Source organism: Salinispora pacifica CNR114, from assembly GCF_000514775.1.
Lineage (GTDB): Bacteria > Actinomycetota > Actinomycetes > Mycobacteriales > Micromonosporaceae > Micromonospora > Micromonospora pacifica.
On the sequence record NZ_AZWO01000005.1, the window covers coordinates 164610 to 180655 of the forward strand.

Genomic DNA, 16046 nt, shown 5'->3' on the forward strand with positions numbered 1-16046 from the left:
TCAGTCTCCGGTGACGCCGTCGAGGCGTTCCCGGATCAGGTCGGCGTGGCCGTTGTGCCGGGCGTACTCCTCGATCATGTGGAGGTAGACCCAGCGCAGGCTGAGCTGGTCGCCGCCGCCGTCCCGTCGGCGCATCGTGAACTCCTCGTCGAGGTCGCGCCCGGCGGCGGCGGCGTCGGCGGCCGCGATCTCGGCCCGGAGCGCGGCGAAGTCGGCCTCCGGGTCGGCGGTCTCCACCCGGAACTCAGCGTCCGGATCGGCGGTGAAGTCGAACAGGTCGGGCAGGTCCTGCCCGGCGAAGCGCTGCCGGAACCAGGCCCGCTCGACGTAGGTCATGTGTCGAACCAGACCGAGGAGGGAGAGCGGGGACGGTGCGACGCTCGCGGTGCGTAGCTGGTCGACGGTCAGGCCCGCGCACTTGTGCAGCAGGGTGTCTCGATGGTAGTCGAGCCAGCCGGTGAGCAGGGTACGTTCCGTGCCGAGGTCGGGCTCGGGCCGGCGGTCGATCTCAGGTGCCTTCCAGATCATGGCCGTATCCTCGCGTAGCGGGTCCGGGACGAGCGCACTACCCCCGGCGAGGGCCCATGCCGGCGCCATCTGGACCGGACCCGGCGCCGTCCGGCGAGCCGGGACCGCCTTCGGTGTTGGCCGGGCGTCAGCCGCTGGTGAGCTGGTGGCGCATCACCTCCTGCAGCCCACCCGCGCTGGTGGTGCCCGCGATCGTCACCTCGGCCGTCCGCCCGTCGTGTCGCAGCGTGCCGATGGCGTTGCCGAAGTACGGTCCGGCCAGCTTCGTCCAGCGCAGCGCCGGCCGGCCGGTCCCGGCGGTGCGGGACAGCGCTCGGGCGGCGATGGCCAGGGCAGGTGACCAGCCCAGCCGCAGCGGTAGCCGCATCGCGGCCGGCACCTGGTTGTGCAGCGGGGAGCAGGTGAGCTGGTGTACCGGGGTGACCACCGCGGGATCGGCGAACCGGGCCCGGGCCACGTACGAGTGGTGCACGTCGCCGCTGAGGACACTGATCGACGCCGGCGCGGCGCCCGGGGCGCGCTCCGCCGGCTGCCCGGGCTGCCCCGGCTCACCACCCGGCTGCCCGGTCCCACCCGGCTGCCCCAGCTCACCCGACTCACCCGACTCACGGCGAGGCCGGGTCGTCCCGTCCGGTGCGCCGCCACCGATGCGGGCGAAGAGGGCGCCGAGCGCGTCGAAGGAGCGACGAAACGCCGCCCAGTGCTCGAGGTCGACAGCGCGGCGCAGCTTCTCCGCCGCGTCAGCCACCCAGCGTCGGCGCGAGTCGGCGAGCACCTCGTTCCACGCCTCCACGTGGTGGATGCCGGGCGGCAGCAGCCAGGGCAGGGACGAGCCCACCACCAGGTGGTCGTAGCTGCCGTGGGTCTGGTCGACCAGCCAGGACCACTCGGCCGGCGGGAGCATCGCCCGCCGGCCCGGCTCCAGCACCCGGCTGCACCGGTTGTCGAGCATGACCAGGCGGGTCCGGCCGACTCCGAGCGCGAAGCTCCACTGGTACCGCTTCGCCCGCCACGGTTCGGGGCCGGGCGCGAGGCCGGACTCCTGGTCGACCTGGTGACCGAAGTCGCGGAGTGTGTCGGTGGCGTCCTCGGCCGCGGTCACCCTCGCGTAGAGCGGGTCGGCCGCGATCTCCGCCGGGGCGAGGTTGCCGAGGTGCTGGTAGACCCAGTAGGAGGCGAGCCCGCTGCTGATGCGCTCGCCCCACCAGGGCTGGGCGCGGGCGTGGGCGCGCCAGGCGGCGGAGGTGTTCCAGTCGTCCACGATCTCGTGGTCGTCGAAGATCATGACGCTCGGCACGGTGGAGAGTAGCCAGCGGGTCTCCGGGACGCGCCACGACTCCAGGTAGAGCTTGGTGTACTCGTCGAAGCTGACCACCTGGTCCACCGGCGCGCCCACCGGCCGCCGCCGGCGCCGCCGGAGCAGCCGTCGTACGGTCGGTGAGGTCTCGTCGGCATAGACTTGGTCGCCGAGGAGCACCAGCAGGTCGGGCAGGTCCGCCGGGTCGGGGGTGGCGGCCAGCCCACGGGCGTACGCGTCGAGCGCGTCCGGGGGCAGCTCGCGGCCGGTGGCGTGCTGGGTGGCTTCCCGGCACGAGCCGAACACCAGGCGTACCGGCTGGTCCCGGTCGTCGGCGGCCCGGGTACGGATGACGCTGGGCGGGTACGGGCCGGGCAGTGGCCAGACGAGCTCCCCTCCGAGCAGTACCTCGTAGCTGCTGGCGGTGCCGGGGGCCAGCCCGGAGACCACGACCAGGGCGTAGTGGTGCTGGTAGGCGGAGAAGGTGGGTGCGGTGCCGGTGGCGCCGTCGGCGGTACGGACGGTGACGGTCGCCGGGGCGCTGGTCTCCACCCAGATGGTGGCCTGCGTGCCGACCACCCGGCGGAGCAGCGGGCCGACCAGCAGGTCTGTGGCGGGCATGGTGGGCCTCCCGAGGAGCGTGTCGTCCCTGCTGTCCGGCCGGCGGGCGCAGCAGGGGTGCGGACGAGCCTATTGCCCGCCGGGTCTCCGGTGGGGGTGCGGTGGTGGAGACGCGGTCGCCCGCGTCTGACAGGATTTCGGGCATGACGGATTACCTCCTCATCGCACTCGCCCTGCTCGGCGTGCTGATTCTCGGCACCGTCGGGCTGGTGGCGCCGAAGCTGCGTCGCCGTCGGGAGCCCCCGTTGCCGACGACGGAGGTCGAGACCCGCGCCGAGGAGGACGTTGCCGGACCGCCGGTCGAGCCGGCGCCGGCTCCCCCGGTGCAGGTGCCGGAGGTCCCGGTTGAGGTCCCGGTGGAGGTCCCGGAGCCGACCGCCGGCCGGTTGGTTCGGCTTCGTTCCCGGCTGTCCCGCTCGCAGAGCGTGTTCGGCAAGGGGCTGTTGGGCCTGCTCAGTCGGGACCGCCTCGACGAGGAGACCTGGGAGGAGATCGAGGACAGCCTGATCACCGCGGACGTCGGCATCGACTCCACCCGGGAGATCGTTGACCGGCTCCGCGAGCGGACCCGGGTGCTCGGCACCCGCACCGTCGCCGAGCTGCGGGCGCTGCTCGCCGCCGAACTGGTCAACGCCCTCGACCCGGAGCTGGACCGCGCCCTGCACACGGCGCCGAAGGACGGCGTACCGGCGGTGCTGTTGGTGGTGGGGGTCAATGGGGCCGGGAAGACCACCACCTGCGGCAAGGTCGCTCGGGTGCTGGTGGCGGATGGCCGGAGTGTGATCCTCGGCGCTGCCGACACGTTCCGTGCCGCCGCCGCGGACCAGCTGGAGACCTGGGCCGGCCGGGTCGGGGCGGAGACCGTCCGGGGCCCGGAGGGGGCCGATCCGGCCAGCGTCGCCTTTGACGCGGTCAAACGCGGGATCGAGACCGGGGTGGACACGGTGTTGGTCGACACCGCCGGCCGGCTGCAGAACAAGGTCGGCCTGATGGATGAGCTGGGCAAGGTCAAGCGGGTGGTGGAGAAGCACGGCCCGATCGACGAGACGCTGCTGATCCTCGACGCCACCACCGGCCAGAATGGTCTGGAGCAGGCGCGGGTCTTCACCGAGGCGGTGGACGTGACCGGCGTCGCGCTCACCAAGCTTGACGGCACCGCCAAGGGCGGCATCGTGATCTCCGTGCAGCGCAAGCTGGGCATCCCGGTGAAGCTGGTCGGTCTCGGCGAGGGGAAGGACGACCTGGCGCCGTTCGACCCCGCGCAGTTCGTGGACGCGTTGCTGGGCGCCGAGGCCGGGTCGGACGCGTAACCCCACGGTGATGACCAACGATCGCGCCCACCCCGGTTGGCGCGACCCGCGCCGCCCGACCTCCCGCCTCGGGCGGCCCTATGTGATGGCCCAGGAGATCCCGCTGCGCGGCGGCAATGTGAGCACGGTGGTCCGGGTCGGGGACACGGTTCGGCGCAACGCCGGCCCGTGGACACCGTCGGTGCACGCCCTGCTGCGGCACCTGGAATACGTGGGCTTCACCGGCGCGCCTCGGGCGCTGGGGATGGATGAGCGGAACCGTGAGGTGCTGTCGTACCTGGAGGGGGAGTGCGGGGAGTACCCGCTGGCCCCGCACTGGGTCACCGACGAGGCGCTGGTGACGGTCGCGACGATGCTGCGGATGTTTCACGACGCGCAGTACGGCTTCGTCCTGCCGGAGGGGGCGGTGTGGCGTTCCTTCGGGCCGTCGCCGGAGAGCGAGGTGATCTGCCATCACGACGCCGCCCCGCACAACGTGATCTGGCGCCCGGACGGCACCCTCGGAATGATCGATTTTGATCTCGCCTCGCCGGGTTCCCGCATCTACGACGTCGCCTACGCGGCGTGGACCTGGGTGCCGGTCTTCGCCGACCGGGACTCGATCACCCTCGGGTGGCGGCGTCCGGACCGGCCGCGGCGGCTGCGGCTCTTCGCCGACGCGTACGGGCTCATCCCGCGCGACCGGCATCGGCTGGTGCGCACCATCCGCAAGCGGATCGTCGACCATGTGGAGGGCATCCGGCGGATGGCCGCTGCCGGTGATCCGGCCTTCGTGCGGATCGTCAACCGTGGGCACCTCCGTCGCCCGCTGCGGGACCTGCGCCTGCTCGACTACGAGCAGCACATCCTGGAGGACGCGCTTCGGGTTCCGGGGTAGTCGTGCCGGGAGCGTATCCGCTAGTTCATATGGGTATCTTTTTCGGGTTCATGTTTATTTGGGTTTCATGTCGGTTTTGCTCGGTGGTGGCTGCTACTGCCTGCCTGGTAGCCGAGGAACGCCAACCGGGCTACCCGGGGCGGTGCGTTCCTCGTCCATGACGGGGGAAGGGACACCGAAACGACATGAACCATCAGCACCACACCCACACACCTGCTCGCCCCGACCGGGTTCGGGCGAGATCACGATGGTGGGCCGTCGGGCTCGCCGGTGTGACCGGCCTGGCCCTCACCGCCACCATTGGCGTCGCGACCTCCGCCGCCGGCGCGGACGGGCGCCCCGGCGCCACCAGGGGAGACCACCGGACGGGCATCCCGGTCCCCTGTGACGCGGACAAACTGATCGCCGCGATCACGCTCGCCAACGCCCGCGGCGGTGCTGTCCTCGACCTCGCCAAGGACTGCACCTATCTACTCACCGCCGAACTCGACGATGCCGGCCTTCCCACCATCACCACCCCGATCACCCTCAACGGTGGAAAGCACACCACCATCAAACGCGCCGCCGCGGTCGACCCGTTCCGCATTCTCGCCGTGGACGTCGGTGGTGACCTCACCCTCAAACACCTCACCGTCACCGGCGGGCAGACCGCCAGCGGCGACGGTGGCGGCCTCCTGGTGAACGCTGGTGGCCGCGCCACCCTGAAGCACGTTGAGGTCGTGACCAACGTGTCCGACCAGGACGGTGGAGGGGTGGCCAACAGTGGGACGGTTGTTGTCGAACACTCCAGCATCAGCCGTAACATCGCCGCCGTGAACGGTGGTGGTGTCTACACCACGGGTCAGCTCACGGTCAGGTCCTCACGGGTGGACAAGAACACGGCTAGCAATGGGGCTGGCATTGGGAGCGCCCCTGGTGGTGCGATCCGGATCGAACACAGCTCCATCACGGGAAACCAGGCCGAAACCAGTATCGGAGGCATCCAGCTGGAGGGGATCGGCTACATCGCCGATTCGAAGATTGCGGACAACACCGCCGGCGAGACGGGGGGCGTCGCGGTATTCGGTCAGACCACGATGCGACGCGTCGGCATCATCAACAACACCGCGACCGGGCTCACCGCGGGCGGGCTGTTCGTTGCGGCGGGGCTTCCGGTGTCCCCCGTGGCGGTCCTCGAGGACAGCCGGATCGAGGGCAACACCGCTGCCACCGACGGTGGGGGAATCCTCAACGGTGGACAGGTGGTACTGCGGCGGACGTCGGTCGCCGGCAACCAGGCGGGTGACGAGGGTGGTGGCATCTTCAACTCCGCCACCGGTACGGCCACCCTGTTCACTTCCAAGATTGTCAAGAACATCGCTGTCACCGACGGCGGCGGTATCTTCAACGAGGTGGGTGGAACGGTGAACCTGAACACCGCCACCGGCACCATCGTGGCGAAGAACCGGCCGAACAACTGCGTCAACGTACCCGGCTGTTCCGGGTAGCGGGCCGGCCGCGCCGGATCCACCAGGCCCCGTTCCCACCGGTTCTCCGGTGGGAACGGGGCCACTGTCGTGCTGCGTGAACAAGGCGGGAGCCGAGCGTGGGCTCAGCTCTGGAGGTGTACCGAGCCGGCGATCGGCTGGTCTCGGCACCATCCGTTCGGTTGGTCAAGGCCCGCTTCACACATACGAAACAAGTCGTCATCGACTGGAAATCGGCGGGTGACGTTGCAGGAAACAGGGGGCGAGCAGGATTCGGAGTGACCGGTGGACGGGCAGTGCTGCCTCGGAAGCCGTTAGGGAGGGAACTTTACTTAGGAGGCAAGCGTGCCCGAAGCACCGACCATCGACACCGGCAACACCGCGTGGCTGCTGGTGTCGAGCGCGATCGTGCTGCTCATGACGCCCGGACTGGCACTGTTCTACGGCGGCCTGAACCGGGCCAAGGGCGTCCTCAATATGATTATGATGAGCTTCTCCGCGATCGGGCTCGTCAGTATTCTCTGGTTGTTCTACGGTTTCTCCGCCGCTTTCGGCACGGACCAGGGTGGGGTCATCGGCGACCTCGGCCAGTATCTCGGCACCAAGACCTTCATGGCGGAGACCGACCTGTGGGGTGAGACCGGCATCCCGCTCTACGTCTTCATGGCGTTCCAGATGATGTTCGCGGTCATCACGGTCGCCCTGATCAGCGGTGCGATCTCCGACCGGGCCAAGTTCTCCGGCTGGCTGTTGTTCGTCGTCGGCTGGGCGAGTCTGGTCTACTTCCCGGTCGCCCACTGGGTGTGGGGCGGCGGATTCATCGGTGCCGAGCTCGGTGCGCTCGACTTCGCCGGTGGGACCGCGGTGCACATCAACGCCGGTGCGGCGGCGCTGGCCCTGGTGCTGGTGCTGGGTCGACGGCTCGGCTGGCCCCGGGAGACGATGAAGCCGCACAACGTTCCGATGGTGGCGCTCGGCGCCGGCCTGCTCTGGTTCGGCTGGTTTGGCTTCAACGCCGGCTCCGAGTTGACCGCGGACCTGACCACGGGGCTGGCCTTCGTCAACACCCAGGTGGCGACCGCCGCCGCCGTACTCGGCTGGTTGCTGGTGGAGAAGGCGCGGGACGGCCGGCCCACCCTGGTCGGCGCCTCCTCCGGCGCCATCGCCGGGCTGGTCGCGATCACCCCGGCCTGTGCCTTCATCACCCCCTGGGCCGCGGTGCTGCTCGGCCTGGTCGCCGGTGCGGTCTGTGCGTTGGCGGTGAGCCTGAAGTACCGGCTGGGCTTCGACGACTCGCTCGACGTCGTCGGCGTGCACTTCGTCGGTGGCTGGATCGGCTGCCTGTGGATCGGTCTCTTCGGCACGTCGTCGGTCAGCTCGCTGGTCACCGACGAGGGCCTCTTCTACGGGGGCGGGGTGGCCCAGCTGGGCGTCCAGGCACTCAGCGCGTTGATCGTCACCGGCTACTCCTTCGCGGTGGCCCTCGTCCTCGCCCTCGTCCTGGAGAAGACGATCGGCTTCCGGGTCAGCAGGGCGGCCGAGGTCGAGGGGATCGACATCGCCGAGCACGCCGAGAGCGGCTACGACCTCTCGCCCGCCGCCGGCTCGGCCGGCGGCAGCGCGTACGCGGCGGCGGGCCTGGCCGGCGGGAAGCACGCCGGGGAGAGCAGCGCCACGGAGCAGGTCGCGTCGGCGCCGTGGGCGGGCGGCCGGCGGTGAGCCCCGTCGTCGAGCAGGTCGCTGGTTAACGTTCCGGGAATGGAGGGGTTGGACATGAAGTTGGTGACCGCGGTCATCAAGCCGTACCAGCTGGACGCGGTGAAGGAGGCGCTGCACGCGCTCGGGGTGGCTGGCCTGACCGTCAGCGAGGTCCAGGGCTACGGCCGCCAGAAGGGGCACACCGAGGTGTATCGGGGCGCCGAGTACACGGTGGAGTTTCTGCCCAAGATCCGGGTGGAGGTACTCACCGACGAGCTGGATGTCGCCAAGATCGTCGATGCCGTCGTCGCCGCCGCCCGGACCGGCAGGATCGGTGACGGCAAGGTGTGGGTCACCGCGGTCGAGGAGGTCGTCCGGGTCCGTACCGGCGAACGCGGCCTCGACGCCGTGTAGGCACCCACCGGCGGGAGGAGGTACCGATGACCTTGTTGCACCAGAGGCGTACGGCCGGACCGGGCCTCCTGATCAACAAGGTCACCGGTGCTCCCGGCGGGATCGACGCCGCCGCCCGGGCAGCCCGGGCGGCGGCGATCGACGGCTGGCTCGCCAGGCTGCTGCCCCGGCGGGACGGGGTCGCGCTGGTCGCGGTGGGCGGGCTCGGCCGTCGTCAGTGCGCCCCACACGGGGACCTCGACCTGCTGTTGCTGCACGCCGACGTACCCGAGGTGGACGAGTTGGCCGCCAGCATCTGGTATCCGGTCTGGGACGCCGGGCTGCGCCTCGACCACTCGGTACGAACGGTCCCCGAGGCCCTCGCGGTCGCCCAGGATGATGTCCGGGTGGCTCTCGGTCTGCTCGACGCCCGCCTCGTCGCGGGTGACGAGGCGCTGGCCGACCGGCTGGTTCGTTCGGCCGTCGACCACTGGCGACGGAGCGCGGTGCGCCGACTGCCGGGGCTGCGCGAGCTGACCGAGGCCCGGTGGGCGGCCCACGGGGAACTGGCATTCCTGCTCGAGGGGGACCTCAAGGAGGCGGCCGGTGGGCTTCGCGACGTGGGACTCCTGCGGGCGATCGCCCGGGCCGGCGTCACCACCGCGCTCCGGCCCGTGGTCCGCGCCGCCCACCTGCGGCTACTGGACACCCGCGACGCGCTGCACCTGCGCGCCGGTCGGCGGGTGGACCGGCTGGTCGCCCCAGAACGCGACGGGGTCGCCGCCCTGCTCGGGCTGCGCCAGCCGCGGACCGCCCCGGCGGCGGAGCCGGTGGACGAGGGGGATCTGCTGCTGCGCCGGGTCGCCAACGACGCCCGGACCGTCAGCCACGCCCTGGACGACGCCTTCCGGGCGGCCGGCCGGCTCCGCGCCCAACGCCGGGGCGCCGACGGGCGGCCGCTCCGGCGGCCGGTGGCCCGGGACGTGGTCGAGCACGACGGTGAGCTGGTGCTCGCCCGCGCGGTGGTCGGGGTACGTCCGGAGCCGAGCCTGTCCCTGCGGGTCGCCGCCGCGGCGGCGACCACCGGTCTGCCGATCGCGGCGGCCACCTGCGAGTGGCTGGCCGCCTACTGCCCGCCGCTGCCGACTCCCTGGCCGGCCGCGGCGCGCACCGCCCTGGTCACGCTCCTGGGCGCGGGGCCGGGGCTGGTGTCGGTGTGGGAGACGTGCGACCGGTACGGGCTGGTTGACGGCTGGTTACCGGAGTGGACCCGAATCCGGAGCCTGCCGCAGCACCACCCGGTGCACCGGTTCACCCTCGACCGACACCTGGTGCAGACGGCGTACGAGGCCAGTCGGCTTACCCGGGAGGTGGACCGGCCGGACCTGCTGCTGCTCGGCGCCCTCCTGCACGACGTGGGCAAGGGGCTACCCGGTGACCACAGCCAGGTCGGCGCGCCGATCGCGGAGGCGGTCGCCGCCCGGATCGGCCTGCCCGCGGCCGAGGTGACGCTGATCGGGCGGCTGGTCCGGCTGCACCTGCTCTTGCCCGAGGTGGCGACCCGGCGCGACCTCGCCGATCCGGTGACCGTGGCCGGCGTGGCGGCGAAGGTCGTCGACACCAACACCCTGGAGCTGCTGCACGCCCTGGTCCGGGCCGACGCGGCGGCCACCGGCCCGGCCGCCTGGTCACGCTGGAAGGAACGGCTCGTCGCGGATCTGGTGGCCCGGGTACGCACCACACTGGACACCGGTCGGCCACCCGAACCGCCGGTACCGGATCCGGCGTTGGTCGCTGGCCCGCTGCCGGTGGTCCGGCTGACCGGGGACGAGGTGGCGGTGGCGGCGGCCCACCGGCGTGGCCTGCTCACGACGGTGGCCGGTTGCCTGGCCCGGCACCGGCTCGACGTGATCTCCGCGGACGCCTCGACGGTGTCCGGGCGGGCGTTGGTCGAGTTCCGGGTCCAGCCACGGTACGGCCTCGCGCCGGACCTGGTGGCGCTCGGCGCCGACCTGCGTCGGGCCGTAACCGGCGACGGGTCGGTGGTCCAGCGGCTGCGGGAGCGGGCCGTCGCCGTCGGTGGCGCGGGGCCGGCGCCCCAGGTGCGGTGGTATCGGGAGGCGGCCACCGACGCGGTGGTGTTGGAGCTGCGGGCGGCCGACGCCGCCGGTCTGCTCTACCGGGTCAGCGCGGCGCTGGACGAGGTGGGCGTGCAGCTACGGGCGGCGCGGATCTCTACCCTCGGTGCTGCCGCTGTGGACGCGTTCTACCTGGTCGGCGTCGGGCCGGACGCCGAGACCCAGGCCCAGATCTCGGCCGCTGTCCTGGCTGCGGCGCGATGAGAGGGGGCGAATGCCGTCGGCTGGAGGGCGGGTACGCGGGCGGCGCCGGAGGTGTCGGGGTGCGCCGCGTGTGCCGGCCGGAAGCGGGTGGATCGCGGGCCGGATACCCTAGCGGTGGCTGGACAGCTCGTCCGGCCGTGCTCGTGCTCACCAGAACTCTGACAAACGGGATGTTCGCGTGTTTGACACCTTGAGTGACCGCCTGTCCGGGATCTTCACCAAGCTCCGCGGTAAGGGACGGCTCACCGACGCCGACATCGACGCCACCGCCCGCGAGATCCGCCTCGCGTTGCTGGAGGCGGACGTGGCGCTGCCGGTGGTCAAGGGCTTCATCGCGCGCGTCAAGGAGCGGGCGCGGGGCGCCGAGGTCTCCCAGGCGCTGAACCCGGCCCAGCAGATCGTCAAGATCGTCAACGAGGAGTTGGTCAACGTCCTCGGTGGCGAGGCGCGGCGGCTTCAGTTCGCCAAGCAGCCGCCGACCGTGATCATGCTGGCCGGTCTCCAGGGCTCCGGCAAGACCACGCTCGCCGGCAAGCTGGCCGGTTGGCTGCGCGGCCAGGGCCACCAGCCGCTGCTGGTCGCCGCCGACCTGCAGCGCCCCAACGCCGTCGGGCAGCTCCAGGTGCTCGGTGGTCGCGCCGGCGTCGAGGTGTACTCACCGGAGCCCGGCAACGGCGTCGGCGACCCGGTGCAGGTGGCTCGCGCCTCGATCGAGCACGCTCGTCGGGCTGCCCGGGACATCGTCATCGTGGACACCGCGGGCCGCCTCGGTATCGACGCCGAGATGATGCAGCAGGCCGCCGACATCCGGGACGCGGTCAACCCGGACGAGGTCATCTTCGTGATCGACGCCATGGTCGGCCAGGACGCGGTGCGCACCGCGGAGGCGTTCCGGGACGGCGTCGGCATCACCGGTGTGGTCCTCTCCAAGCTCGACGGTGACGCCCGTGGTGGTGCCGCGCTGTCGGTCCGGGAGGTCACCGGCCAGCCGATTCTCTTCGCCTCCACCGGTGAGAAGCTGGAGGACTTCGATGTCTTCCACCCGGATCGGATGGCCAGCCGGATTCTCGGCATGGGGGATGTTCTCACTCTGATCGAGCAGGCCGAACAGGCCTTCGACGTCGATCAGAAGGAGAAGATGACCGCCAAGCTGATGGGCGGTGAGCAGTTCACCCTGGAGGACTTCCTCGACCAGCTCATCGCGGTACGGCGGATGGGTCCGATCGCCAACGTGCTGGCCATGATGCCCGGCATGGGGCAGATGAAAGACCAACTCGCCGAGGTGGACGACAAGCACTTCGACCGGGTCACCGCGATCATTCGGTCGATGACCCCGGCCGAGCGCACCAATCCGAAGATCATCAACGGCTCGCGCCGGGCCCGCATCGCCAACGGCTCCGGGGTCACCGTGATGGACGTCAACCAGCTGCTCAACCGCTTCACCGACGCCCAGAAGATGATGAAGCAGATGGGCGGCATGATGGGTCTGCCCGGAGGGCGCCGAAAGGCGACCAAGTCGCCGAAGAACAAGCGTAAGGGCGGGAAGGGTGGCGGTCGGTCGCGGACCGGCGCGGGGGCGCGGGGCGGTCTCCCCGCCGGCATGCCGCAGCTGCCGCCCGGCCTGGGCCCCGACGACCTGGCCGGCCAGGGACTCCCCCCGGGATTCAAGCTTCCGAAGATCGACTTTAACAAGCTCGGCAAGGGGGATCAGCGCCCCCGTTGACCGAGGCGAACGGCCAGGTCGGTGCTGACGGCGGCTGATCCGGCGCCGGCCACGGCCCGTCGGTGGTGGGCTGCCCGCGCGCCGCGGCGGGCGATCCGGTAGGACTGAGCGTATGGCTTTGCACGTGCGTGGTGTGCTCCTGCCCGAGGACGAGGTCCGAGACATCTGGCTGGTCGGTGACCGGGTGACCCTCGAGCCGGTGGCCGGCGCGGAGACCATCGCCGACGGTGGCTTCCTGCTCCCCGGTTTGACCGACGCGCACTGCCACATCGGCATCGCCCGGGGCGGGACGCCGATCACCTCGCTCGACCAGGCCCGCGAGCTGGCCGAGGTCAACCGGGATGCCGGGGTGCTCGCCATCCGGGACGCCGGCTCCCCGTACCCGTATCCGGAGCTCGACGACGCCCCAGACCTGCCGCGGCTGGCCCGGGCCGGCCGGCATGTCGCCCCACCGAAGCGCTACCTGCGCGGGGTCGGGGTGGAGGTCGGCGCGGCAGAGGTGGCCGCGACCGTCACCGCGCAGGCCGACGCCGGCAACGGGTGGGTCAAGCTGGTCGGCGACTGGATCGATCGTGGTGTCGGCGATCTCGCCCCGGCCTGGGACGCGGAGACCATGACCGCCGCGGTTCGGGCCGCCCACGCCGCGGGGGCTCGCGCCGCGGTGCACACCTTCTCCGAGTCCGCCGTGGAGATCATGGTGCGGGCCGGGGTCGACTCGGTGGAACACGGCACCGGCCTGAGCCTGGATCTGATCGACGTGATGGCCCGGCAGGGCACCGCGCTGGTACCCACCATGATCAACATACGTACCTTCGGCGGCATCGCGGACCAGGCGCGGGCGAAGTTCCCCAGCTACGCCGACCACATGCTCGCCCTGCGAGACCGCTTCCCCGAGGTGGTCCGCGCCGCCCACCAGGCCGGCGTGCCGATCTACGTGGGCACGGACGCCGGCGGTGGCATCGCACACGGTCTGGCCGCCGAGGAGATGCTGCTGCTGCACGAGGAGGCCGGGATCCCCGCCGAGGCCGTCCTCGCCGCCGCCTCCTGGCGGGCCCGCGAGTGGCTCGGCTTCCCCGGCCTGGTCGAGGGGGGCCTGGCCGATCTGGTCGTCTACCCGCAGGATCCGCGGCGGGACCTCCGCGTCGTCCGGGCCCCCGACCGGGTCGTCCTCCGCGGCCGGGTCCTGCGCTGATCCACCGGGGCGGGTCAGCGGTCCGGGGTGGAGCGACCGCCCGCCGGCGGCGACCGCTCCGGCGGCACATAGGATGTGCGGTCATGGCGCGCGTGCTCACTCCCCGTGCGGAGGACTTCCCCCGCTGGTACCAGGACCTGATCGCCAAGGCGAAGCTGGCCGACAACGGCCCGGTCCGGGGGACCATGGTGATCCGACCAGCTGGCTACGCCATCTGGGAGCGGATGCAGGCCGAGATGGACAACCGGATCAAGGCTGCCGGCGCGGAGAACGCGTACTTCCCGCTCTTCATCCCGGAGGGCCACCTCAAACGCGAGGCCGAGCACGTCGAGGGCTTCTCGCCGGAGCTGGCGGTGGTCACCCACGGTGGCGGCAAGCAGCTCGCCGAGCCGGTCGTGGTCCGTCCGACCAGCGAGACCGTCATCGGCGAGTTCATGGCCAAGTGGGTCGACTCGTACCGGGACCTGCCGTTGCTGCTCAACCAGTGGGCGAACGTGGTCCGCTGGGAGCTACGCCCCCGCATCTTCCTGCGGACCAGCGAGTTCCTCTGGCAGGAGGGGCACACCGCGCACACGACCCGCGAGGACGCCCGCGCCTACGCGCGGCGGATTCTGCACGAGGCGTACGAGGACCTGCTGGTCAACGTCCTCGCCATCCCGGTGCAGGTGGGTCTCAAGACCGCCCGGGAGCGGTTCGCCGGTGCGACCGCCACCTACACCCTCGAGGGCATGATGGGCGACGGCAAGGCGCTCCAGCTGGGCACCAGCCACGAGCTGGGGCAGAACTTCGGCCGCGCCTTCGACATCAGCTACACCTCGGCCGAGGGGGGACGGGAGTACGCCTGGACCACCTCGTGGGGCACCTCCACCCGGATGCTGGGTGGCCTGATCATGTGCCACGGCGACGACAACGGCCTGCGGGTGCCGCCGAAGCTCGCGCCGGTCCAGGCGTACGTCATGGTCGTCAAGGACGGCGAGGGGGTCGGCGAGGCCGCGACACGGCTGCACGACGCGCTGCGGGATGCCGGTGTCCGGGTCGCCCTCGACGACCGGACCGACACCCCCTTCGGGCGTCGCGCGGTCGACGCGGAGTTGCGCGGCTACCCGATCCGCGTCGAGATCGGCCCCCGCGACCTGGCGGCGGGGAACGCGGTCGTGGTTCGGCGGACGGACGGCTCGAAGTCCCCGGTTCCGGTGGCCGACGTGGTCGGCGTGGTGCGCGCGGCGCTCGACGCCGACCAGCAGGCGCTGCACGACCAGGCGCTCGCCAGTCGGCAGGCGCGGACCCACGAGGTGGGGACGCTCGCCGAGGCGATCGAGGCGGCGGCGACGGGCTGGGCCCGGGTGCCGTGGTCGGTGGTCGGCACTAAGGGCGAGGTGGAGGCGAACGCCCAGGGTGTCACCGTGCGATGCCTGATCCGGGCAGATGGCTCGGTGCCCGACAACGAGGACGAGCCGGACCTGGTCGCCATTCTGTCCCGGGCCTACTGAGCTGCGTCCACGCCCGAGCCCGGTACGGCCGTCGAGCCGGTCCGACCGGTCCGACCCAAGCTGGCCCGACCGGGCTCGGGCGCCCTTGTGGGGCAGCTCGACAGCGAGTGGAGCGAACCGGGTCCCCGGCGTTGCGACCGGTCGTCGGTTGGGTGGGCTTGGCGTTCCGACCGGTCGTCGGCGGGCGGTAGGGTCGGCCAGGTGAGATTCGAGCCTGGGCGGTTGGTGGTGCACCGCAATGTGCGGCGGGGGCAGATCGGCTGGGTTCGTCCGGCGCGCGTGGTCAGCGATGACCACCGGGGGCTGCTGCTCTGGATCCCCCGGGGCTCCGAGGTGGCCAGCGAGACCACCGACGCCGGAGTCGGGATGCGGGCGATCCCGTTCGCCGAGTGGATCGTCTCCGCGCACCGGCTGACGCGCACGCGGTGGCAGGGGCCACCCCTGCTGAAGTTCCTGCCGGTCGGGGCCGCGCACTCGGTCTGGTTCTTCCGGGACGAGCAAGGGCATTTCGCCCATTGGTACGTCAACCTCGAGGAACATGGTGTGCGCTGGGCCGACGGTGGACTCGCCGGCGTTGACGTGGTGGACCAGGACCTTGACGTGCTGATCCACGCGGACCGCCGCTGGGCGTGGAAGGACGAGGACGAGTTCGCCGAGCGGCTCGACTTTCCGGCGCACTACTGGGTGCCCGACCCGGACGCCGTCTGGGCCGAGGGAAAGCGGGTGATCGGCCGGGCCGAGGCGGGTGAGTTCCCGTTCGATGGCACCTGGTGTGACTTCGTGCCGCCGGCCGAGTGGGCAGCCCCGCTGGACCTGCCGCCCGGGTGGGATCGGCCGCCGGCGCGCTGACGGCGCCCACCGGGCTGCCGGAACCGATGCTGCCCACCCGGCTGCCCGATACCGACTGCCGTGAGCGTGGCGGCCTACCCCGACCGAACCCGTGTGCTCTTCGTCATAGGCGAATGGTGCGCCGGGGCCGGTCCGATGTGAGGCTTCTCGGTCCGATCTGGCAGAATGGCTGGCTGGTATCCGACGTGGGTCCGGCGCCCTCTACCCGGGCACCACGTCAGTCCACCCGAGCAACCTCCGGCCCAACCCCACTGTGCCGG

12 protein-coding genes are annotated in these 16046 nt (G+C 71.6%); 10 read left to right on the plus strand and 2 right to left on the minus strand.

Translation table 11 applies throughout. The features are described from left to right. Both B118_RS0104280 and B118_RS0104285 read right to left on the minus strand, forming a co-directional pair. Positions 1 to 528: a DinB family protein gene (locus tag B118_RS0104280; protein ID WP_028192414.1), complete on the minus strand. Its 528-nt coding sequence runs from the start codon at positions 526 to 528 to the stop codon at positions 1 to 3. Positions 529 to 655: 127 nt separating this feature from the next. Then, positions 656 to 2446 (minus strand): alkaline phosphatase D family protein, encoded by a 1791-nt coding sequence (locus B118_RS0104285; protein ID WP_027657667.1) that lies wholly within the window; start codon positions 2444 to 2446, stop codon positions 656 to 658. A gap of 143 nt (positions 2447 to 2589) precedes the next feature. Here B118_RS0104285 and ftsY point away from each other — a divergent pair, with 143 nt between their 5' ends. From ftsY to B118_RS0104335, 10 genes are all read left to right on the plus strand, one after another. Further along, positions 2590 to 3756 carry a signal recognition particle-docking protein FtsY gene (gene ftsY / locus B118_RS0104290; protein WP_028192415.1) on the plus strand — a complete coding sequence of 389 codons (1167 nt, stop codon included), beginning with the start codon at positions 2590 to 2592 and terminating at the stop codon, positions 3754 to 3756. A gap of 10 nt (positions 3757 to 3766) precedes the next feature. Next, a complete protein-coding gene (locus tag B118_RS0104295; protein WP_018220734.1) occupies positions 3767 to 4633 on the plus strand; it encodes an aminoglycoside phosphotransferase family protein in 867 nt (288 codons plus the stop codon). A 272-nt stretch (positions 4634 to 4905) separates the two neighbouring features. After that, positions 4906 to 6120 (plus strand): right-handed parallel beta-helix repeat-containing protein, encoded by a 1215-nt coding sequence (locus B118_RS0104300; protein ID WP_028187965.1) that lies wholly within the window; start codon positions 4906 to 4908, stop codon positions 6118 to 6120. A 324-nt stretch (positions 6121 to 6444) separates the two neighbouring features. Continuing rightward, entirely contained in the window at positions 6445 to 7818 is a 1374-nt protein-coding gene (locus B118_RS0104305) for an ammonium transporter (RefSeq protein WP_018220732.1), read from the plus strand. Between the two features lie 54 nt (positions 7819 to 7872). Further along, complete coding sequence (locus tag B118_RS0104310) at positions 7873 to 8211, plus strand: P-II family nitrogen regulator (RefSeq protein ID WP_033660444.1); 339 nt, start codon at positions 7873 to 7875, stop codon at positions 8209 to 8211. 26 nt (positions 8212 to 8237) lie between these two features. Then, complete coding sequence (locus tag B118_RS0104315) at positions 8238 to 10532, plus strand: [protein-PII] uridylyltransferase (RefSeq protein ID WP_028192416.1); 2295 nt, start codon at positions 8238 to 8240, stop codon at positions 10530 to 10532. Between the two features lie 178 nt (positions 10533 to 10710). Beyond that, positions 10711 to 12255: a signal recognition particle protein gene (gene ffh, locus B118_RS0104320; protein ID WP_018220729.1), complete on the plus strand. Its 1545-nt coding sequence runs from the start codon at positions 10711 to 10713 to the stop codon at positions 12253 to 12255. A 112-nt stretch (positions 12256 to 12367) separates the two neighbouring features. Continuing rightward, on the plus strand, positions 12368 to 13447 hold the full coding sequence (locus tag B118_RS0104325; protein ID WP_018220728.1) for an amidohydrolase family protein: 1080 nt from the start codon (positions 12368 to 12370) through the stop codon (positions 13445 to 13447). Positions 13448 to 13530: 83 nt separating this feature from the next. Beyond that, positions 13531 to 14937 (plus strand): proline--tRNA ligase, encoded by a 1407-nt coding sequence (gene proS, locus B118_RS0104330; RefSeq protein ID WP_018220727.1) that lies wholly within the window; start codon positions 13531 to 13533, stop codon positions 14935 to 14937. Positions 14938 to 15138: 201 nt separating this feature from the next. Further along, complete coding sequence (locus B118_RS0104335) at positions 15139 to 15786, plus strand: ribonuclease FAU-1 family protein (protein ID WP_028192417.1); 648 nt, start codon at positions 15139 to 15141, stop codon at positions 15784 to 15786. Positions 15787 to 16046 lie beyond the last annotated feature (260 nt).

Bases quoted from the DNA above. Each gene is read 5' to 3' on its own strand.
- B118_RS0104295 (WP_018220734.1), top strand. From the start codon at position 3,767: ATGACCAACGATCGCGCCCACCCCGGTTGGCGCGACCCGCGCCGCCCG.
- B118_RS0104280 (WP_028192414.1), bottom strand. From the start codon at position 528: ATGATCTGGAAGGCACCTGAGATCGACCGCCGGCCCGAGCCCGACCTC.
- proS (WP_018220727.1), top strand. From the start codon at position 13,531: ATGGCGCGCGTGCTCACTCCCCGTGCGGAGGACTTCCCCCGCTGGTAC.
- B118_RS0104315 (WP_028192416.1), top strand. From the start codon at position 8,238: ATGACCTTGTTGCACCAGAGGCGTACGGCCGGACCGGGCCTCCTGATC.
- B118_RS0104310 (WP_033660444.1), top strand. From the start codon at position 7,873: ATGAAGTTGGTGACCGCGGTCATCAAGCCGTACCAGCTGGACGCGGTG.
- ftsY (WP_028192415.1), top strand. From the start codon at position 2,590: ATGACGGATTACCTCCTCATCGCACTCGCCCTGCTCGGCGTGCTGATT.
- B118_RS0104325 (WP_018220728.1), top strand. From the start codon at position 12,368: ATGGCTTTGCACGTGCGTGGTGTGCTCCTGCCCGAGGACGAGGTCCGA.
- B118_RS0104285 (WP_027657667.1), bottom strand. From the start codon at position 2,446: ATGCCCGCCACAGACCTGCTGGTCGGCCCGCTGCTCCGCCGGGTGGTC.